At 46.2% G+C, this 19,721-nt stretch carries 18 protein-coding genes; 7 read left to right on the top strand and 11 right to left on the bottom strand.

Going from position 1 to position 19,721, the window contains the following annotated elements; translation table 11 throughout:
• Nucleotides 1-7 precede the first annotated feature (7 nt).
• Nucleotides 8-343: a ribulose bisphosphate carboxylase small subunit gene (locus QUA78_RS06495; RefSeq protein ID WP_333302587.1), complete on the top strand. Its 336-nt coding sequence runs from the start codon at nucleotides 8-10 to the stop codon at nucleotides 341-343.
• An 81-nt stretch (nucleotides 344-424) separates the two neighbouring features.
• On the opposite strand, the gene QUA78_RS06490 is transcribed toward QUA78_RS06495, so the two are convergent.
• The 3 genes from QUA78_RS06490 to QUA78_RS06480 all read right to left on the bottom strand — a co-directional run bounded on the left by QUA78_RS06490 (nucleotide 425) and on the right by QUA78_RS06480 (nucleotide 2,777).
• The gene (locus QUA78_RS06490) at nucleotides 425-1,060 is read right to left on the bottom strand and encodes a restriction endonuclease subunit R (protein WP_333302588.1); all 636 of its coding nucleotides are present in this window, start codon (nucleotides 1,058-1,060) and stop codon (nucleotides 425-427) included.
• Nucleotides 1,061-1,309: 249 nt separating this feature from the next.
• Nucleotides 1,310-1,543: a hypothetical protein gene (locus tag QUA78_RS06485; protein ID WP_333302590.1), complete on the bottom strand. Its 234-nt coding sequence runs from the start codon at nucleotides 1,541-1,543 to the stop codon at nucleotides 1,310-1,312.
• A gap of 10 nt (nucleotides 1,544-1,553) precedes the next feature.
• Nucleotides 1,554-2,777: a hypothetical protein gene (locus QUA78_RS06480; protein ID WP_333302592.1), complete on the bottom strand. Its 1,224-nt coding sequence runs from the start codon at nucleotides 2,775-2,777 to the stop codon at nucleotides 1,554-1,556.
• A gap of 254 nt (nucleotides 2,778-3,031) precedes the next feature.
• Here QUA78_RS06480 and QUA78_RS06475 point away from each other — a divergent pair, with 254 nt between their 5' ends.
• The gene (locus tag QUA78_RS06475) at nucleotides 3,032-3,301 is read left to right on the top strand and encodes a hypothetical protein (protein WP_172187985.1); all 270 of its coding nucleotides are present in this window, start codon (nucleotides 3,032-3,034) and stop codon (nucleotides 3,299-3,301) included.
• Between the two features lie 106 nt (nucleotides 3,302-3,407).
• Here the strand turns inward: QUA78_RS06475 and QUA78_RS06470 are convergent, their stop codons facing one another.
• Entirely contained in the window at nucleotides 3,408-3,782 is a 375-nt protein-coding gene (locus tag QUA78_RS06470) for a hypothetical protein (RefSeq protein ID WP_333302594.1), read from the bottom strand.
• 261 nt (nucleotides 3,783-4,043) lie between these two features.
• Here QUA78_RS06470 and QUA78_RS06465 point away from each other — a divergent pair, with 261 nt between their 5' ends.
• The gene (locus tag QUA78_RS06465) at nucleotides 4,044-4,613 is read left to right on the top strand and encodes a Uma2 family endonuclease (RefSeq protein WP_333302595.1); all 570 of its coding nucleotides are present in this window, start codon (nucleotides 4,044-4,046) and stop codon (nucleotides 4,611-4,613) included.
• Between the two features lie 7 nt (nucleotides 4,614-4,620).
• On the opposite strand, the gene ruvC is transcribed toward QUA78_RS06465, so the two are convergent.
• From ruvC to QUA78_RS06440, 5 genes are all read right to left on the bottom strand, one after another.
• Nucleotides 4,621-5,154, bottom strand: a complete 534-nt coding sequence (ruvC, locus tag QUA78_RS06460) for a crossover junction endodeoxyribonuclease RuvC (RefSeq protein WP_172187982.1) — start codon at nucleotides 5,152-5,154, stop codon at nucleotides 4,621-4,623.
• A gap of 95 nt (nucleotides 5,155-5,249) precedes the next feature.
• Nucleotides 5,250-6,365 (bottom strand): magnesium chelatase ATPase subunit I, encoded by a 1,116-nt coding sequence (gene bchI, locus QUA78_RS06455; RefSeq protein ID WP_333302597.1) that lies wholly within the window; start codon nucleotides 6,363-6,365, stop codon nucleotides 5,250-5,252.
• A 126-nt stretch (nucleotides 6,366-6,491) separates the two neighbouring features.
• Nucleotides 6,492-6,797 carry a DUF4926 domain-containing protein gene (locus tag QUA78_RS06450; protein WP_333302599.1) on the bottom strand — a complete coding sequence of 102 codons (306 nt, stop codon included), beginning with the start codon at nucleotides 6,795-6,797 and terminating at the stop codon, nucleotides 6,492-6,494.
• An 8-nt stretch (nucleotides 6,798-6,805) separates the two neighbouring features.
• On the bottom strand, nucleotides 6,806-7,147 hold the full coding sequence (locus QUA78_RS06445; RefSeq protein WP_333302601.1) for a DUF6883 domain-containing protein: 342 nt from the start codon (nucleotides 7,145-7,147) through the stop codon (nucleotides 6,806-6,808).
• A gap of 109 nt (nucleotides 7,148-7,256) precedes the next feature.
• A complete protein-coding gene (locus QUA78_RS06440) occupies nucleotides 7,257-9,779 on the bottom strand; it encodes an EAL domain-containing protein (protein WP_333302602.1) in 2,523 nt (840 codons plus the stop codon).
• A gap of 302 nt (nucleotides 9,780-10,081) precedes the next feature.
• On the opposite strand from QUA78_RS06440, the gene dapB reads away from it, so the two are divergent.
• From dapB to QUA78_RS06420, 4 genes are all read left to right on the top strand, one after another.
• Nucleotides 10,082-10,909, top strand: a complete 828-nt coding sequence (gene dapB / locus QUA78_RS06435; RefSeq protein ID WP_333302604.1) for a 4-hydroxy-tetrahydrodipicolinate reductase — start codon at nucleotides 10,082-10,084, stop codon at nucleotides 10,907-10,909.
• 434 nt (nucleotides 10,910-11,343) lie between these two features.
• Nucleotides 11,344-12,054 carry a phosphate ABC transporter permease gene (locus tag QUA78_RS06430; RefSeq protein ID WP_333302606.1) on the top strand — a complete coding sequence of 237 codons (711 nt, stop codon included), beginning with the start codon at nucleotides 11,344-11,346 and terminating at the stop codon, nucleotides 12,052-12,054.
• Between the two features lie 73 nt (nucleotides 12,055-12,127).
• Entirely contained in the window at nucleotides 12,128-12,346 is a 219-nt protein-coding gene (locus tag QUA78_RS06425) for a DUF4160 domain-containing protein (protein WP_333302607.1), read from the top strand.
• Nucleotides 12,347-12,481: 135 nt separating this feature from the next.
• The gene (locus tag QUA78_RS06420) at nucleotides 12,482-12,784 is read left to right on the top strand and encodes a DUF2442 domain-containing protein (protein ID WP_333302609.1); all 303 of its coding nucleotides are present in this window, start codon (nucleotides 12,482-12,484) and stop codon (nucleotides 12,782-12,784) included.
• Nucleotides 12,785-12,916: 132 nt separating this feature from the next.
• Here the strand turns inward: QUA78_RS06420 and QUA78_RS06415 are convergent, their stop codons facing one another.
• Nucleotides 12,917-16,057, bottom strand: a complete 3,141-nt coding sequence (locus QUA78_RS06415) for an efflux RND transporter permease subunit (protein WP_333302610.1) — start codon at nucleotides 16,055-16,057, stop codon at nucleotides 12,917-12,919.
• 174 nt (nucleotides 16,058-16,231) lie between these two features.
• Entirely contained in the window at nucleotides 16,232-19,369 is a 3,138-nt protein-coding gene (locus tag QUA78_RS06410; protein WP_333302612.1) for an efflux RND transporter permease subunit, read from the bottom strand.
• Nucleotides 19,370-19,721 lie beyond the last annotated feature (352 nt).

The following is a 19,721-nucleotide window of genomic DNA, read 5'->3' as shown; positions in this document are numbered from 1 at the left end:
ACAAAAAATGAAGACTTTACCTAAAGAGCGTCGTTACGAAACTCTGTCATATTTGCCCCCGCTGACAGACGCGCAAATTGCCAAGCAACTCCAGTACATCCTGGATCAAGGCTACATTCCCGGCGTAGAATTCAACGAAACCTCTGCTGCTGAAATGCGCTACTGGACTTTGTGGAAGTTGCCTTTGTTTGGTGCTCGCAGCGTCCAAGAAATCATGTCTGAAATTCAATCTTGCCGCCAAGAAAATCCGACGTGCTACATCCGCGTCATGGGTTTTGACAACGTGAAGCAGTGCCAAGTGCTGAGCTTCATCGTCCACAAGCCTAACACCAGAGGCTACTAAAAAGTATTGGCTGGCTAATCTAACTTTTAGGTTAACAGTCATTGCAGATTAGAGGTGGGGAATTTTCTCTGCCTCTTTTTTTTATAGTTTACAAATAGCTTTTAACACTTGCAGCAACAAAATTGAAGAGTCGGACTCCATCAGGTTTAGCAAAGGCATTAACTGATAGGTTGGGTTATTGCCCCCCTGAATATTGACGAACTGATAGTGCATTCCGTTTGTTGTCAAGCCCCAGATTGTGTCCTGATATTTTAAATTTTGATAAGCATAGGTTAGCAATTGGGATAAACCCATCAATGCGTTGATTCCACAATTTTTACTTTCAATGACCAAAACCCAAAAATATGTATCGCTTCTGATGGGTTTTATCCTGTTGACAGCTAAGATATCAAACCGTCCTTTAATGATAGTATCTTCATCTTCAATGCTAATTTCGGCTATGTCTTGTTCTAAACTAATTTTAATCGGGTGGCGGTAGAAGCCAGCCAATCGCATTAGGGGAAAGGTAGTCAGAGCTTTTACCAGTCCTTCAGAAACTCGATCCGTTGAAATGTAGTCATCGAAGTCATCCCTAATTTGTATAAGTTCTTGCTGTTCGTGTTCTGTGATATCTTCAAGGAATAACAGAGAGGTAAATGAATTAGTGTACTGTTTTTGAAAGCCGAACAGACGGTGTACTTCTGATAACGTTAGATTTTTGGCGTTAATAGTTGTCATAGTTTGATAGTTATTTAAGTTTTAGTTAGAATTCTAACATAGAGATTGCGGTAGTCTAGTAGCACAAGTACCGGAATGATAAGTAGCACAAGTACCGGAATGATAAGTAGCACAAGTACCGGAATGATAAGGAGGACACGGCAGTGCCGTGTCCCTACCCCATAATCATCAATCTTCCTTTTCTGATGTAACCATCGCGGGATTAATTGTAGGGAAACGGCACTGCCGTGTCCTGACTTTGGGTAATATCTAATCTATCCTTTGCATCACAATCCCATCAACTATTTCATAACCCCAATTAAACTGTCGATTTGCCAACTGCTGGGCCATATCATATTCGCCTAAATTGCAGAGTTCAACTAACTTTTGATATCCTTCATCTCTTTCTCGCTGCAACCTTTCCCGCCGCAGTTTTTCTCTCTCTTCCTCAGAAGGGTTTGGTCGCTCTTCTCCCAGCGGATTGATATCGCTAATTCGTTTCATATCCGCCTCTTCAAAAAGGGATTGATTCGACTATCTCACCGTCAACTATTTCATAGCCCCATTCTGGGTTTGCAGCGATTTGTTTTTCTACTAGACTTCGACCGAGAGGAGTTTGGTAAGCTTTTTGCAAAGAGGAAATACTGGGGATTTCGGCGGCGGTTTGCAGCTCTTTTTGTTCGAGTTTTGGCGGTTCATAAATTGTTTCATATCTCGATTGATTTAATGCCCATTGAGGCGCGATCGCCCCTAATTTCCGCATCACGCTATCCTTGGTAATTTGCGGTTTTTCGTTGAAGGAAGAGGGCAGATATGGTGTGTCAACGCCTTGGCTTTTGGCTTTGAGTGCATCATCAGCAATGCGATCGCACTTTCGCAAAAATCCCTCCCACAAATCTTTCCCCAAAACCGGATTTCTCAAGTCAGCACGAGCTCTGGAGACTGCTGCTTCTAGCGGTTCTCCTTTGTGGACGTAATACTGAATTCGCTCTTCTTCAAAGGCCGGATAAGGCACTTCCGGCTCGATTTCCCAATCTCGCTTAACTTTCTGACTTTCTCCTAAAGGGATTCCGGCGACAAATTCCTCCCAAAAAGTCGAGGTTAAGCCTTTTGTCATACCGTCAATAATTTTAAATGCCCATCCCGAAGGATGACCGAATCCTAAGCTGTGTTCTTTTGCGTATTCTTCTAAAGCTCGCTGAAAGTTGTGCAGTTGTTCTTGGGAGTTCCAAGGGCCGCTAAATCGGTAATTTGGGGTGACAGCAACGGCTATTTGCTGGCGGGGTTGCCCGAAATATTTGTCGGTTTTAACTGCACGATCTGGGGGTGAAGTTTCGGGGAATATTTCTACAGGGTGATTGTTGTTTTCGAGGCTTGTCTGTGTTATAATCTCGCCAGGATTGGCTATCCAAAAATTATTAAGTTTTTCCTCAAAAGTGTCAATATCCGCCCAAAGTTCTAGGCTGTCGGAGTTGGGATTTGTTAATTTTTCTTTGAGGAGCGATCGCACTTTGAGTTGCTGTCTCGCTAATTCCTGTTCTTCCTGATTTAAACCCGTGGCTTTTTCTATTTCTGTGGTGTTAGTTTTCACCCATTCGCCGGAGTAAGAATGTTGTGCTTGCCATTGCAATAATTGGCACAGAAAAATACTGGCTGTGACTCCGCCGGTGATTTTGGCTAGTTTGGGATAGTAGATAGCGGGATTTCCTAGATTGCCTAAAAATATTCCTATTTTCATTTTGTATATTCTTAATTCCTTTGAATCGTAGGGTGTTTATGGGCGCACCTTACCTTCAATCCTAGCGTGCGCCGAGGCCCACCTTACCTCGACTAAACTAGCATGGAGAAACTTAAGATTTTCTTTAAGCTTCTGTCTATTCCCGACTGAATGGAGTTTCTAGAGGAAAGATGGGGATCGCATATTCGATCGCCTGATTGACAGGACTGAGTTAAACGTAATAATAAATTATTTACTGTACAGATCCTCCCAAAATGAATCCAGAACGCCAAGAGGCTTATTTGAACTTAATCGAGCGAGTGCTTACCTGTCCCAACGGCCAAGAACCAGAGGTTTTGAGTTCCTGTTCCGATTTAATTGATGCGGGATTTGTGCAAATGCTAATCCAGATATCGGCTTCAATGGCCCGCGAAGGTGACGAAGATACTGCTAATTTTTTAGTGCAACTTGCTCGTTTGCTGGGGAAATCTTTGGGTTTGTCGCCGGATTTGGTGCCGGCTGGGTACAGCAGTGCACAGGGGTAGACAAGAATTGCGATCGCCTCGTTGTATCATGTTTTGAGAAATGAGGGCGATTCCCTACCCTTCGGGATAGCTTCGCCTCACCTACTTTTTAAATGTAGCGATGGCTTTACAGTTTATATTCTAGAGGTTCACAAAACTCATTCACCCCAGTTTTAAATACATAAATAATCACCGAAGTCACCAAAATCTCCGGGCAAGTTTTTGCTGCAACTAAATCTCTAAAAGCAGCATTCAATTCTCCGTTTGTCAACTCTTCTTTAACCTCTGATTTGCAAATAGCAACGCGGCATCTTTTGGCCAATCCGTCTAACCAATTTTCTGATATATTCGGTTCTTGTCCGGCTTGAATTGCTAGAGATATCGCTGCATCTTCGATATTACCTTCGCAATCTTCGATTGCGTCTAGGGCTTTTAGGGCTTCGGGATATTCCGCTAATTGCGAGCGAAATTGGGCAATTTGTTGTGAGGTAATAATCACCATATTATTTTCCTGTTTTCTCTGCTTGCGGGATAAGTTTAGCAATTAAAGTTGCTATTATAGCATTTTTTTGATTTACGTGGGAATTGGGCGATCGAACTTAATTACCTTTTCCACGGATATTTTGCACTTCGTAATAGTCGGGCTGGGGCTTGAACCCCGTATTAAAGCTTAAGTCAGAGCTATGAGGAGGGATGTTAAAATTGACAAAAAGCGGCGCTAAAATAGGTTAGTAGGACTCATATTTCTAGGGAGTTAGGAAAAATGACAACCGTTACTTTAAACTTAGATACTGTTGAACTAACAGATGAACAGTTTTACCGTTTATGCCAAATGAATCGAGATTGGCAATTTGAACGGACACCTAAAGGAGAAATCATTATTATGTCACCCGTAGGCGGAGTCAGCGGCAATCGAGAAGCCTATTTAATTACAGAGTTGGGCTTGTGGAACCGTCAAACGCAGCTAGGGAGAGTGTTTAGTTCTTCCACAATTTTTCGCTTGCCTAATAATGGCGATCGATCACCTGATGCGGCTTGGGTTAGCTTGGAAAGATGGTTGGCTTTAACAGAAGAACAACAAGAGAAATTTCCGCCGATTTGTCCTGATTTTGTCATAGAATTGCGATCGCGCACAGACCCGTTGCGACCCCTTCAGGAGAAAATGCAGGAGTATCTAAACAGCGGTTTACGCTTGGGTTGGCTGATTAATCCACAAGACCAACAAGTAGAAATTTATCGCCATTCTCGCGAAGTAGAGATTGTACAATTTCCTGTGAGTTTATCGGGAGAAGATGTCTTGCCCGGATTTGTGCTTAATTTGCCGATGATTTGATATTGTATCAAATTTTTCCTGTTTCCAACTGTATTTTCTTCGGACAAATATCATCATCGTACCAACCAGTCAAAGCCACTGCCAAAGCATCCGCCGCATCGTCGGGTTTCGGAATGTAACCCAACTCTAACTCCCGCGCCACGGCCTCTTGCACTTCAGATTTATCCGCATTACCGCGGCCGGTCAAAGCTTGCTTAATTTGAGCCGGCGTAAACTCGAACAGCGGCACTCCACACTGCGCCAATACTAGCGTCAAAACGCCCCGCGCTTGGGCTACAAGTATCGTATTTCCCATCTTGTAAAAGAACAGTTTTTCGGCAATTGCTAGATCGGGTTTAATCTGTTCAATTACCTCGTGCAAATCGTCGTAAATTGTTTTCAACCGCTGTCCCATTTCCTGTTTTGGCGTTGTTTGTATGACGCCGCAATCAATCAGGGAAACGCTGTTTTTATCTTGTTTGCCGGGGACAATTTGACAGGAAATTGCCCCGTAGCCGAGATTTGCTAAGCCCGGATCTAATCCTAAAATTCGTTTTTCCATTGCCAGAATTAGTAATTGGAAACGGGGAATTAGGTATGAAATTTTGGGAAGGTTTCATCACCACCAATTACCCATTACCAATTACCAATTACCAATTACCCCTCAGTTGTTTCTAGGCCGAATACCCGATCGAACACTTTGGTCACTTTATACCCCGAATCTATTGATTCTAGCGGGTCTTTCCGCAACCTGTGCCGCAAACACAGAGTCATCACCCGGCGAATATCGTCCACAGTCACCTCTGTGCGGCATTCCAAAGCCGTGAAAGCTTTCGCAGCCCGATTTGTCACCAAATCGCCCCGCAGCCCGTCTACGTCCAATTCCGCGCAAACTTGGGAGATTTTTACTCGCAAATCTCGATCGATAGTTACCGATTTCAACCTTTCCTGAGCCTCCACCAACTTCTGCTGCATATCATCTTGTTCGTGCTGATATTTCGCGAGAAACTCCGGCGGATTTTGGTCAAAACTCGATCGCTGTTCGACAATTTCCACTCTTAAATTCGGGTCTTTTACAGTCCGAATTTCTGCGTGCATCCCGAATCTGTCGAGCAACTGCGGCCGCAATTCTCCTTCTTCTGGATTCCCGGAACCGATTAAAATAAACTTAGCCGGGTGGCGGATAGAAATGCCTTCTCTTTCAACAGTATTCCAACCGCTGGCGGCCGAGTCGAGCAAAACATCGACTAAATGATCGTCGAGCAAATTGACTTCATCGACGTAAAGAATGCCGCGGTTGGCTTTAGCTAAAAGGCCTGGTTCAAAAGCTTTAACTCCTTCCGACAAAGCTTTCTCAATGTCGATCGTACCGCAAACTCGGTCTTCGGTCGCGCCCAAGGGTAAATCTACCATTTGGACTTTTTTGCGGGCGATTTTAATCTCAGTTTGAGATAAAGTGCGATCGCGCACCTCATCACTCATCAAATCCGGATCGGTGGGATGACTGTTAAAAGGATCGTCAGCCACCACCTCAATTTCCGGCAGCAAATCAGTGAGGGCGCGGATTGTGGTAGATTTACCAGTACCTCGATCGCCCATAATCATCACCCCGCCAATTTTGGGATCGATGACATTCAACAGCAGCGCCAGTTTCATCTCCTCCTGGCCAACAATCGCAGTGAAGGGAAAAACAGCGCGGCGGGCTGCGGTAGCGGTAACGGTTGGTAAAGCGCCCGCATTTAGGGTATTGCTGACTTCGGCAGTAGGACTCACAGGATAACTCAAAATATAATAATTGCTTGTTTATTGTGACATACAAGCGGACAACAGTCGATCTGCAGCCTTGAAATCCAAGTACAGAGTTTCTCTGATTCCTCTCAAAACCCCGCCAAAAACAGACTATTTCTGAGACACAGAACGCGCAAACTCTAAAATTTGTTGCTGACGTTCATCCGACAAACGTTCAACCATCCCAGCTAATAGCTCAGATACAGACAACCACCGCCTTTCTTTCGACTTCCAAACAACTAAAAACTGCTCGGTAGACAGAGTACACAAAGCTATCGTTTCGCCACAGCCATCGCTAAATTCTACCTCGTATGTTCCATCATCATAACAATCTACAATTGCCCCTCTAACACCCAGGTGTAAATTAGATTCAGGCAATGTTACTAGCAATTCGACTACATCAAATAATTCTGGCACGATCGTGCTTACCTCCGAACGAATAGTGTTACCAGTCTCGCCCAATTACTACCCGGTTCTACGATCCAACCTGTACGGACAATCCCCTGCTGTCCCTGTGCGCCCACAATTTCTAAGTCTACAGTATAGCGCTGTCCGTGTTTGTCATTTAGTCCTAAAACTGCTTCAGCATCAAGAGTTTTAGCTGAAATCTGTGCTAACAGCAATTCATAGTTTTCTTGGCTAAATCCTAAACGCCGCTGAAATATTACAGCTTTATCGCTACCGACTGGATTATCTAAATTAAGAGCATACTCTGTTAATTTTCGAGTATCGATAACGAGATGGCTGACAAGTTCTTTCAGCTTCATGTTTGTTTACATAACACTTATTTTAGCATCCAACAGATTAAAGATCTGTTTTGGGAACCCGATCGACTTTCAATTTTAGCTCTAACGTACAATAACTCATAACTAACGACTACCACTGCGGCTCAGAAGCCATCAAAGCAGTCGCAGCCTCGCTCGGTAACGGCTTAGCAAAAAAATAACCCTGACCGTATTCGCAGCCGATCGACCTCAACCTAGCTAATTGTGCCGCCGTCTCCACACCCTCAGCAATCACATCCATACGCAAAGCGTGAGCCAGCGCCACAATCGTCCGCACGATCGCCACATTCTCCCCCTCGCTTTCGATCTCCATCCGCCCCACAAACGACTTATCAACCTTCAAAGTATCCGTAGGAAACCGACTCAAATAACTCAACGACGAATAACCAGTGCCAAAATCATCAATTCCCAACTTGACATTTAACGCTTTCATCTGCTTCAAAACCGCGATCGCCGACTCCACATCATCCATCACCACACTCTCAGTAATCTCCAACTTCAAACTCTCGGCACTCATACCCGTTGCCACCAAAATAGCCTTCAGGCGATCGACTAAATCCGGCTGAGCAAACTGCTTCCCAGATAAATTTACACTCATAATCAAAGGCGGATCAAAATCAAACATTTCCTCCCACAGCCGCAACTGCCGGCAAGCCTCCTCCAGTACCCACTCGCCCAGCGGCACAATTGCCCCCGTTTCCTCAGCCACCGGAATAAACTTTATCGGCGAAATCAAACCGCGCAGCGGGTGTTGCCAGCGTACCAAAGCCTCAAACCCAATAATCCTCCCGCTTGCCAAAGATACAAAAGGCTGGTAGTGCAGCAAAAACTCCCGACGCTTGAGAGCCATCCGCAAATCCGTCTCCAACTGCAACCTCTCCACTGCCAAAGCGTGCATCGAAGCATTAAACACCTGATACCTTCCCGTTCCCAAAGCCTTCGCCCGGTACATCGCCGTGTGGGCGTCCCTCAGCAAGTGTTCCGGCTGTTCGCTCGCAGTAGCAGCGGGTTCGCCCCCCAGCGCAATCCCGATGCTCGCCGTCACAAACACCTCCTGCCCCTTCAAATCAAAAGGCACAATTAAAGCTTGGTGAATGCGATCGGCCAAATCCACCGCACTGCCAACATCAACATTCCTCACCAAAATCGCAAAATCGTCACCCCCCACCCGCGCCACAGTATCCCCGGAGCCAATACTTGCCCTCAACCGCTGCACTACCGACATCAGCAGTTCGTCCCCCGCCAAATGACCCAAAGAATCATTAATCACCTTAAACCTGTCTAAATCCAAAAACAGCACCGCAAACAGATAGCTGCGGCGGCCCCTAGTATTGGCGATCGCCCGCCCCAGGCAATCCACGAACAAATCCCGGTTGGGCAAACCCGTCAGAGAATCGTGAAAAGCATCGTAAAGCTTCCTGTAAGCGCTGACGCCCCCACCAGTCAACACCAAACCCAAAGCCGGCGACACCAGCGGCACCCACCCACCTCCAGTAAAAATCCCAAAACCAATCCCCAACAGACCCATCAACGCCGCACCGCCAACTAATCCCGCCCTCGCAGGGTGCTGAATCCGCCAAGCCACAACCCCGCCAACCATCGCCCAAGCACCGTTCCACAAAATTTCCGCCCATTCCGGCCACACCCAAAACAGCGATCGTCCATCCAAAACCGCACTCAATATTTGGCTGAGCATTTGCGCGTGCACCAGCACCCCCGGCATTTTCGGACTTTGCTTTTTAACCGGGCTGTAGGGCGTCAAAAACAAATCTCTGGTACTCGGTGCCGTCGTCCCGATCAACACAATCTTGTCCCTTATCCAACTCGGGTCAACTTCTCCGTTCAACACCTGCCTGATACTGACTTGTCGCGCCACATGATTGCCAGAACGGTATTTGAGCAGAATTTGGTAGCCTCTGGCGTCAATATTTGCATAGCCACCGCTGTCAGAAGTTAAAGGCACAAATTCTGCTTTGCCCCAGTTGATTTGCTTGGGATTAATAGGGCTATTTTTCGGCAGCAGTCTGTCTTTGAGATACAACAAAGCCACTTGCATTGAAAACGAGAAAGCAGTATTCTTCTCTGCTTGGGAGACGAAAAGTAAATTGCGGCGCACAACGCCGTCAGCATCGAGCACGAAGTCGTTAAAACCAACCCGATTGGGCGGTATCCCCGGAGGCGCCGGCACTCCTGGACTTTCTGAATCGCTCAATTTGGCGATCGCCACCACATTTGATGCTTTCAATTGAGCCAGCAATTCTTGGTGTCCCGGGGCTTGAGGCAAATCCCGGTACAAATCCAAACCGATGACTTTTGGCTGATACTTTTGCAGTTTTGTCAAGGTTTGAGCGATCGCCTTGTCGGAAATCGGAAATCTCCCCAAAGCTTGAATATCGGCCTCAGAAATTGCCACTACCAGCAGCCGCGGATCGGGGCCGGAATCTAGCTGCAAGCGCACTAACGAGTCAAAACTCCCCAATTCCCAACTTTGCAGGCCTCCCAACTGCCTAACTCCCATATTTAGCAGCGTTACTGTCGCGCCCGCCAGCATTGCAGGCAAAATCCTGACCCGTCGGTTTTGAGAACTCAGGTCGAAGCCAGTTGCGACAGACATTACAAATCGAAGATTCCGAGAGAAGTTGGCAGTCACAAAAAAAATATGTCGGTGCAAATTAGCTTTGCCCAAGTCTGTTCTTACAGAATTGGGCTTAATATGAGATTGAATATAATTTTTTCAGAACTTGTGCCACAACCGAGTTTCTTTAAGCTAATAACTCGATTTGGCAAAGTATTTCTCGGATGGGAACCGGGTTTCAGAAGATTTGCCGACAAATTCTGTCTTTCATTCCTTGTTTCCCCAAATTCCCACAAGCGTTAAAATTTAGTCGATCAAACTTTCTGGATATTTTTGAGATTATGGCGAATCAACTTCCGATTCCGGTGATTGTTAACGGTGCCGCAGGCAAAATGGGCCGTGAAGTAATTAAGGCGATCGCCCATGCTAGTGACATGACCTTATTTGGGGCTGTAGACCGCTCTCCTGAGTGCCTCAACGCCGATGCCGGGGAATTAGCCGGATGCGGCCCGTTAGAAGTTCCCATCACTGACGACTTGCAAGGAATGCTGGTATTAGCAGCTCAGGAAAAGCAGTTAGGGGTAATGGTAGATTTTACGCACCCGAAGTCGGTTTATGAAAACGTGCGATCGGCTATAGCTTACGGGATTCGCCCCGTAGTCGGCACTACCGGATTGAGCAGCAAGCAAATTGAAAACTTAGCTGAATTCGCTGATAAAGCCAGCACTGGCTGTTTGATTGTACCAAATTTCTCGATCGGCATGGTTTTGCTCCAACAAGCCGCCGTCACGGCATCTCAGTATTTTGAACACGTAGAAATTATCGAGCTGCACCACAATCAAAAAGCCGACGCTCCCAGCGGCACGGCGATTCAAACTGCCCAAATGTTAGCAGAAATGGGAAAAACTTTCAATCTGCCAGAAGTTGAGGAAACCGAAAAATTAGCCGGAGCTCGGGGTTCAGTGGCCGATGAAGGGATTCGCATTCACAGCATCCGTTTACCCGGTTTAATTGCCCACCAAGAGGTAATTTTTGGAGGCCCCGGTCAAGTTTATACTTTACGACATGATACGAGCGATCGAGCTTGTTATATGCCCGGAGTGTTGCTGTCTATACGCAAAGTCCTTGAACTGCGATCGCTCGTTTACGGCCTGGAAAAGATACTCTAGGTAATTGGGAATTGGGAATTGGGAATTGGGCATTGGGCATTGGGCATTGGACATGGAGAATTGCTAGTTGTTAATTCCTAATCCCTAATTTCTAGTAAATAACCAATCACTAATCACTAATCACTAATCACTAATCACTAATCACAATACTTCGGACAGTTTTTTAACGGCCCTGTAAGCCTTACAGAGAAAGCCCTGCCATTTTTAACGCATTTTAGGAAACTTAGGGCTGGACTTAAACCTTGAAATAATAGTCCACCATATAGCCAGTCTGGGTTTCGGACACTCGATTAGATATAAAACTGTCCGAAGTATTGTAATCACTAATCACTAATAATCAATAACTAACGCCCTATGCCCCATGCCCCATGCCCAATTCCCCATGCCCCATGCCCCATGCCCCATGCCCAATTCCCCATGCCCAATAACTTCTTATGCTAATTCCCTTAACCCGCGAAACCTTTCAAGAACTAATTCCCGCCGTCGCCACGGGAGCGCAATACAAATATATCTGGGGAAAACCGCCCGATTTTTTGAGGAGAATGTTAATCTCTGCGGTAGCTGTAGTCTTCCTACTTATCCTCTACAACTTCGCAGGTTCCGATGTCGGGCCGCTAGTTTTGATTACCGGATTGATTGCAGGTTTGTATTGGCTGTGGGGGCCGATTTTGTGGGCGAGCTTGCGGAATGCAGAATGCCGCAAATATCAATATTGTGGTTTTTGGCAAGGGCGAGTTTTGGATATTTACATCACAGATGAAGTCACAAGTCAAGAAGAAACAGTCAATCAAAAAGGACAACTCGTAATTGTTGACAACTTAGAACCGCGAATTAATTTAGAAGTTGGCGACAAAACGGGATTTACTACTACACTCCGAGCTCCCTTGCAGAAAAACCACCAAGGAATTGCCCCCGGCCAAGCTGCTTTAATGTTAATCATGTCAAATCAAGAAGATTTGGGCCGGATTGCCAAAGTTTCAGATATTTATATTCCCAGCCGCGACGTGTGGGTGAGCGACTATCCTTATTTACGCAGGGATTTGTTTGTCGAGATGAGCCAGCAAATTAAAAAAGGCAGGAAAAAAGACCGCGATCGCACGAATCAAAGCAGAGATGTAAAAAGGCGATCGCCCGCTGATTATTAATTTTGAAAAGTAGCTAATATTTAAGAGCGATCGCAAGTTAAACTTAGGAGAAAATTAACTCTGATAACAGCTAATGCCTACGGTTCTTCAGGTTGGACCATACAGTTTCATCTTTTTTAGTTCCGATCGAGGCGAACCAGCCCACATTCATGTTAAGCGCGATCGGCAACTTGCCAAATTTTGGATTAATCCTGTATCTCTAGAAAAAAATCGAGGCTTCAAAGAGCATGAATTAAACCAGATTGCTCGTCTTGTAGAGGAATACGAACAAATATTGTTGGAGGCGGCATGACCAAAAATTTGTTGATGGTACAAGCCCCCGGATTTATCCGTGGAATCAATCCAAAATCTAAAATCTAAAATCCTCAAGCCCCCGAATTTATCCGTGGGGTCAATCTAAAATCTAAAATCTAAAATCTAAAATCGAATGACTACTTTGGTACTTGAAACAGAACCCCTCGTAATTAAAGTCACGGTGACAGATGAAAAAGTAATTGTGGACTTAGTTGATGGTCGCAGTTTGAGCGTGCCCTTAGCTTGGTATCCCCGTTTGTTGCACGGTTCCCCGGAGGAAAGACATAATTGGCAGCTACTTGGAGATGGTTATGCCATTGAATGGGTTGATTTAGACGAACATATTGGAGTTGAAGGTTTGCTAGCCGGCCGACGCAGCAGTGAAAGTCAACGATCGTTTGAAAGTTGGTTAATTAGCCGCATAACTAATGACTAATATCAAATCCCGGTTTACTACCCCCTTTTTGGTATTACTTGTCATTGCAGCATTTGAAAGTTCGATCGGACTTAATAGAATAAGTCTATCTATAAAACCTAAGGACTAAAGTCCTCGCTACAAACACCTGTTTTAATTTCGGCTCGAAGGTCGAGTTTTCGGACGCCAGAAAAATTCAGACAGCTTCATTTTTGGTTGACCTAGCCGTTTGCGCCACGCTTCCATATAAGTGTAAAATACCGGAGTAAGATACAGCGTTAAAACTTGCGAAAACAGCAATCCACCGACGATCGCAATTCCCAACGGGCGGCGCGATTCGGAACCGCTACCAACTCCCAGGGCGATCGGCAAAGTTCCAATTAAAGCCGCCATCGTTGTCATCATAATCGGACGGAAGCGGACGATGCAGGCTTCGTAGATGGCCTCAAACGCGCTTCTGCCTTCTTGGCGCTGTTTCTCGATCGCAAAATCTACCAGCATGATACCGTTTTTCTTGACAATTCCCACCAGCAGAATAATCCCGATAAACGAATAGAGATTGAGTTCAACCTGAAAGATTACCAGCGTTAACAGTGTACCAAATCCGGCTGACGGCAAACCTGACAAAATTGTCAGCGGGTGAATGAAATCCTCGTACAAAATGCCGAGAATTAAATAAATCACCAGAATAGAAACCAGCAACAACCAACCTAGATCGTTAAAAGATTGGTTGAATACCTGTGCTGCACCTTGGAAACTTGTTGTCACTGACGGCGGCAAAACATCCTTTGCAACTTTCTCGATAGCTGCGGTTGCTTGACTCAGCGATGTGCCTGGAAGAGTATCAAAAGAGATTGTAGCAGAGGGCAATCCAGTTAGGTGATTGACGGTTAGCGGGCCGACTGTTTGGGTGACATTTGCGATCGCACTTAGCGATATCATTTGTCCGGTGTTCGATCGCACGTAAAGCATCGACAAAGCACTCGGATCGCGCTGATACTCAGGCTTGAGCTCTAACACAACCGTAAATTGATTGTTCGGAGTATAAATCGTCGAAACCTGTCCAGAACCGTAAGCTGCGCTGAGGGTTTTTTGCACTTGTTGAGCGCTAACTCCGACGGTTGCGGCTTTGTCGCGATCGACTTTAACTTGAAGCTGAGGCGTGCTCAGTTGCAAATCGCTATCCACACCGCGCAATCCCGGTAGCGTTTTGATTTTAGCTAACAATTCCGGCACCGCTTGACGCAGCGCTTGCAAGTCTAAACTTTGCACCGTAAACTGATATTGTGAATTCGTTTGTTGACCGCCGATCGGAATCGCAGCAGGAGAGCGTAAAAAAGCTTGAATGCCGGGAATTCCGCGCAACTTAGGAGTGAGTTGTTGGATGATTTCGTCGGCACTGAGGCGGCGCTGCGATCGCGGTTTGAGCCTAATTGTGATGCGTCCGTTGTTCGCGGATGCGTTCGGGCCGCTCGCACCTACGGTTGAGTTCAACGCTGCGATGTTTGGATCTTTCCGAATGATATCAACGACTTTTTGTTGGTGAAGCAGCATATCTTCAAACGAAATATCTTGCGCTCCTTTTGTGTTAGCCATCAGTTGTCCGGTGTCTTCAGTCGGAATAAAGCCTTTTGGAACCAGAACGAACAGATAAGCCGTAAACACCAGCAGAATTACAGAACCAATCAGCGTCACGAAACGGTATTTCAAAACTGGTTTTAGCGTCCATTCATATCCTTGCAGCAACAGCTCGAATCCCCGCTCTGAAAGGTGGTAGAAGCGGTTTTGTTGGTGTTGGTGGGACGATTTGAGAAATCGACTGCACAACATCGGCGTGAGGCTCAGAGAAACAAATCCCGATACCAAAATTGCCACAGAAATAGTCACAGCAAATTCGTGGAATAACCGACCGATCAACCCGCCCATAAACATGATGGGAATAAATACGGCGACCAATGAAAGGGTCATTGAAACAATGGTAAAACCAATTTCTTTCGACCCTTTTAATGCTGCTTCTAGCGGTGCTTCTCCCATTTCTTGGTGGCGAACAATATTTTCGAGAACCACGATCGCATCATCCACCACAAACCCCACTGAAAGCGTCAGCGCCATCAGAGACAGGTTATCTAACGAGTATCCCAACTGATACATCACCGCAAACGTGCCGACAATCGCCACAGGCAAAGCTAAACTCGGAATTAACGTCGCTGTGAAGTTCCGCAAAAATAGAAAAATTACTAAGACAACCAGACACACCGACAAAACTAAGGAGAACTTCACATCATCTACAGAAGCCCGAATTGATTGAGAGCGATCGTACATAATTCCCATTTCGATCGATTGGGGAATTTGTTGTTTGAGTGCGGGTAACATTTGCACGATCGAATCGACGATTTCGACAGTATTTCCATCGGGTTGAGGCTGCACTGCCAGCAAGATTGCAGGTTGATTTGTAACGTTTTTATCGGTGTACAAATTCAAGACTTTGTTATTCTGCACGTCGTCAATCACGTTTCCTAAATCTTGCAGCCTCACTGCTGCGCCATTTTTGTAAGCAACGATCAGCGATCGATATTCGGCTGCATTATTTAATTGACCGTTTACCTGAATTAAATAGCTTTTGCGATCGCCAGAAAGGCTTCCGGTTGGCAAGTTGACATTTCCTTGCGTAACTGCGGTTCTAACTTGATCTAATCCGATTCCCCTGGAGGTCAATTCTCGCGGATCGAGTTGAATTCTCACTGCATATTGTTTCTGCCCGTAAACCTGAACTTGCGCCACGCCGTCGATCGCTGAGATGGGTTGTGCGATCGTCACTTCTGCGGCTTCATCCACTTCTGCTATTGGCAGGGTTTTGGAGTACAAATAAAGGTATAGAACTGGCGCAACTGAAGGGTTAACTTTGCGGTAGGTAGGCGGTTTGGGCATTCCCGATGGCAATGAACCTGCGGCGGCGGCGATCGCAGCTTGTACGTCTTTAGCAGCAGAATTCACACTGCGGCTGAAGTCGAATTGTAAGGAAATGTTCGCGCTACCGGTGGAACTGGTGGAGTTAAACGAATTGAGGCCAGCTATTTCAGTGAACTGTCTTTCTAGCGGTGCGGCGACTGAGGATGACATTGTTTCGGGGGTTGCACCGGGTAAGCTAGCGGAGACGCTGACAAAGGGATATTCAACGTGAGGTAGGGCGCTAATTGGTAGCAGGAAATAACTCATCAAACCGAAGATTAGAATGCCGATTGTGACCAGTGCGGTCATTACGGGGCGGCGGATAAAAATTTCTGAAAGGTTCATAAAACTTGGTTGGTAGTGAGATGTCGAACCGTGAGGACACGGCACTGCCGTGTCCCTACAATTAATCGGGGTAGGGAAACGGCATTGCCGTGTCCTCCTCGCGAGGATAATCGATTATTTTGGGGTAGGGAAACGGCATTGCCGTGTCCTCTTAAAACGGTTATTTTACCGTCCTCATTTAAACGAAAAAACTTGCCGAAACTTCACCTCATTGAGCTTTTTCCGCCACGATTCCATGTAGATGTAAAATACGGGCGTGAGATACAGTGTCAAAACTTGTGAAAACAAAAGTCCGCCGACAACGGCAATTCCTAACGGGCGGCGAGATTCCGAACCCGCACCAACTCCTAGGGCGATCGGCAATGTTCCCATTAGTGCGGCCATTGTGGTCATCATAATCGGTCGAAAGCGCACTAAGCAGGCTTGATAGATTGCTTCCGCTGGTTTTTTGCCGTCGTTGCGCTGGGCTTCGATCGCAAAATCCACCATCATAATGCCGTTTTTCTTAACAATTCCTACCAGCAAGATGATACCGATGAATGAATAAACGTTGAGTTCAACGCCAAACAACATCAGCGTTAATAATGCGCCAAATCCCGCCGAAGGCAATCCCGACAGAATTGTAATTGGATGGATGAAATCTTCGTACAAAATACCGAGAATCAAATAGATGACGAGAATTGCGATCGCCAACAGGATACCCAAACTCGGCAGCGAACTTTGAAATACTTGGCTCGCACCCTTATAATTGGTAGAAATGCTGTCAGGAATTACCGATTTCACGATTTTGTCGATCGCACTATTTGCCGTTCCCAGCGCCACCCCAGGAGCGAGGTTGTAGGAAATTGTCGCAGCATTCATCCGCCCGACGTGGTTGACAATTAACGGTGCAGTTCCCGGAGTGATTTTGGCAAACGTTGCTAGCGGTACTTGTGTTTGACCGTCAGAAGCATCACTCGAATTACTGCTTGTTGTCGCGATGTAAAGCTGCATCAAAGCATTGGGATCTTTTTGATACTTTGGTTCTAGTTCCAAAATAACTTGATACTCGTTGCTCGCACCGTAAATCGTGGAAACTTGGTAAGCGCCGTAAGCATTTCTCAGGGTGTTTTCAATTTGACTGGCAGTAATTCCTAATGCTGAGGCTTTGTCACGATCGATATCAATTTTGATTTGAGAAGTCATCTGCAAATCGCTGTTAACATCCTGAATTTCTGGCATTGCTTTCATTTTGTCAACCAGTTGCGGGACGTATTGCCGCAGTGGAATTACGTCAGAACTTTGCAGCGCGAGTTGATACAATCCAGTGCTTTGTTGAGTGCCAAGCGGAATTGCCGGAGGATTTTGCAAGAAGACTTGAATGCCGGGAATCTCTGCTAGTTGCGATCGCAAATTCTGCACAATTTCATCGGCTCCCATCTGCCGCTGCGATCGGGGTTTCAGCCGAATAAACAAGCTTCCCGAATTTCCGGCAACTGCCGCCCCGCCGCCATTTGCACTCGCTCCTGCCCCGATATTCGAGTTAACTGCTTCCACATTTGGATCTTGGCGAATCGCGCTGACAACTGCTTGCTGGTGGCGAACTAATTCATCAAAAGAGGCATCTTGTGCAGCTTGAGTAATGCCCGTGATTTGTCCGGTGTCTTGGCTGGGAATAAAGCCTTTGGGAACCGCGATAAATAGTCCAACTGTGACAAACACCATTGCGAATGACAAAATCATCGTGGTGCGGTGATATTTTAAAACTTTCTTGAGGCTCCAATCGTACAAACTCAAAAATACCTCGAATACATACTCTGAAGCTCGATAAAGCCGGCTTTGATTGGCGTGATTTACCGGACGCAAAAAACGGCTGCACAACATCGGTGTCAGGCTCAAAGATACAAAGCCTGAAACCAAAATTGAAACTGCAATCGTCACTGCAAATTCATGAAACAAGCGCCCCAACAACTCGCTCATAAATAACATCGGAATAAACACCGCTACCAAGGAAAGCGTCATCGATAAAATCGTAAAGCCGATTTCCCTAGACCCGTTTAGCGCCGCTTCTCGCGGGCTTTCTCCTTCTTCTATGTGGCGGACGATGTTTTCGAGCATGACGATCGCATCATCGACTACAAAGCCGACGGATAGCGTCAGTGCCATCATCGACAAGTTATCTAGCGAGTAGTCCAATAAGTGCATGACGCCAAAGGTTGCGATCAGCGAAACCGGCAGCGCTAAACTAGGGATGACTGTTGCAGAAAGATTGCGTAAAAATAAGAAGATTACTAAGATGACTAGGGCGATCGTCAAAACGAGGGTAAACCGAACGTCCTCAACCGAATCGCGAATCGATTGAGACGCATCGTACATAACCCCAAGCTCGATCGAACTCGGAATCTGAGTTTTTAAGTTGGGCAGTAATTTTTGAATCGTCTCTACAACTTCTACAGTATTCGTGCCCGGCTGTCTTTGAATCGTGAGGATAATTGCGCGATCGTTGTTATACCAACTAGCAAGTTGAGTATTTTCTACGCTGTCAACCACTCGTCCTAATTGTTCGAGATAAATAGACTGTCCATTTTTATACGTCACAATTAAACGGCGGAATGCTGCTGCATCCTGAAGCTGTCCGTTGGTTTGCACCGTAAAGTTTTTATGGCTACCGGAAAGGCTTCCTGTGGGTAAGTTGACGTTTCCTTGTTCGATCGCAGTTTGCACTTGATCGATGCCAATTTGCCGCGTTGCTAACTGCTGCGGATCGAGTTGAATTCGAGCCGCATACTTTTGAGAACCGTAAATCTGCACTTGCGCCACACCGGCGATTGTCGAGAGTTTTTGCGCTAGATAGGTTTGTGCGTATTTATCAACCTCAGAAAGCGGAAGTGTTGGGGAAGTGAGATAAAGGTAAAGAATCGGCCCGTCGGCGGGGTTGACTTTACTGTAGGTAGGCGGATTTGGCAAATCGTTGGGCATTTGGCCCGAGGCCGAGGAAATTGCCGATTCCACATCTTGCGCCGCATCGTCAATATTGTGGCTGAGATTGAACTGAAGTGTAATTTGAGTTTTGCCGCTGGTACTGGTTGAGGTTAGCGTATCGAGTCCAGCAATGCTGGAAAATTGCTTTTCTAGCGGGCGCGCCACCGATGCAGCCATCGTTTCCGGGCTAGCGCCGGGTCGGGAAGCGCTGACTTGAATCGTGGGATAATCGACGTTTGGCAAATCGCTAATCGGCAGTAAGCGATAACTCATCCAACCAAAAATCAGAATTGCCGCCATCACCAAGGTGGTCATAATTGGACGGCGAATAAACGGTTCTGAGAGATTCATTAGTTATCAGCCTTTCTCTGGTAAATGAGGTACTCTTGGGAATTGGGCATTGGGCATTGGGCATGGGGAATTGGGCATTGGGCATGGGGAATTGGGCATCGGGCATCGGGCATTTTGACAAGCGAATTTCAAAGGTGGTACCCGCCACGTGATTTATCCGTGAAATCAATCCAAAATCGAAAATCGAAAATCCTCAAGAAAGAGCATTTATCCGTGGGGTCAATCTAAAATCTAAAATCTAAAATCTAAAATCGATTGACTGGTTCCCAGGCTCCAGCCAGGGAATCCATATCCAGAGGCTCTGCCTCGCCTGGGAAAATGGAGGCAGAGCCTCCCGATCGGCATTACCAGG

Source organism: Microcoleus sp. K4-B3 (assembly GCF_036704615.1).
GTDB lineage: Bacteria > Cyanobacteriota > Cyanobacteriia > Cyanobacteriales > Microcoleaceae > Microcoleus.
Note: the sequence above shows the minus strand (reverse complement) of the source record. Positions and strands in the feature narration are given on the sequence as shown.

Coding starts and splice junctions, on each gene's coding strand:
- dapB (WP_333302604.1), top strand. CDS start 10,082: ATGGCGAATCAACTTCCGATTCCGGTGATTGTTAACGGTGCCGCAGGC.
- QUA78_RS06495 (WP_333302587.1), top strand. CDS start 8: ATGAAGACTTTACCTAAAGAGCGTCGTTACGAAACTCTGTCATATTTG.
- QUA78_RS06415 (WP_333302610.1), bottom strand. CDS start 16,057: ATGAACCTTTCAGAAATTTTTATCCGCCGCCCCGTAATGACCGCACTG.
- ruvC (WP_172187982.1), bottom strand. CDS start 5,154: ATGGAAAAACGAATTTTAGGATTAGATCCGGGCTTAGCAAATCTCGGC.
- QUA78_RS06425 (WP_333302607.1), top strand. CDS start 12,128: ATGCCTACGGTTCTTCAGGTTGGACCATACAGTTTCATCTTTTTTAGT.
- QUA78_RS06490 (WP_333302588.1), bottom strand. CDS start 1,060: ATGACAACTATTAACGCCAAAAATCTAACGTTATCAGAAGTACACCGT.
- QUA78_RS06430 (WP_333302606.1), top strand. CDS start 11,344: ATGCTAATTCCCTTAACCCGCGAAACCTTTCAAGAACTAATTCCCGCC.
- QUA78_RS06410 (WP_333302612.1), bottom strand. CDS start 19,369: ATGAATCTCTCAGAACCGTTTATTCGCCGTCCAATTATGACCACCTTG.
- QUA78_RS06475 (WP_172187985.1), top strand. CDS start 3,032: ATGAATCCAGAACGCCAAGAGGCTTATTTGAACTTAATCGAGCGAGTG.
- QUA78_RS06485 (WP_333302590.1), bottom strand. CDS start 1,543: ATGAAACGAATTAGCGATATCAATCCGCTGGGAGAAGAGCGACCAAAC.
- QUA78_RS06440 (WP_333302602.1), bottom strand. CDS start 9,779: ATGTCTGTCGCAACTGGCTTCGACCTGAGTTCTCAAAACCGACGGGTC.
- QUA78_RS06465 (WP_333302595.1), top strand. CDS start 4,044: ATGACAACCGTTACTTTAAACTTAGATACTGTTGAACTAACAGATGAA.
- QUA78_RS06445 (WP_333302601.1), bottom strand. CDS start 7,147: ATGAAGCTGAAAGAACTTGTCAGCCATCTCGTTATCGATACTCGAAAA.
- QUA78_RS06480 (WP_333302592.1), bottom strand. CDS start 2,777: ATGAAAATAGGAATATTTTTAGGCAATCTAGGAAATCCCGCTATCTAC.
- QUA78_RS06470 (WP_333302594.1), bottom strand. CDS start 3,782: ATGGTGATTATTACCTCACAACAAATTGCCCAATTTCGCTCGCAATTA.
- QUA78_RS06420 (WP_333302609.1), top strand. CDS start 12,482: ATGACTACTTTGGTACTTGAAACAGAACCCCTCGTAATTAAAGTCACG.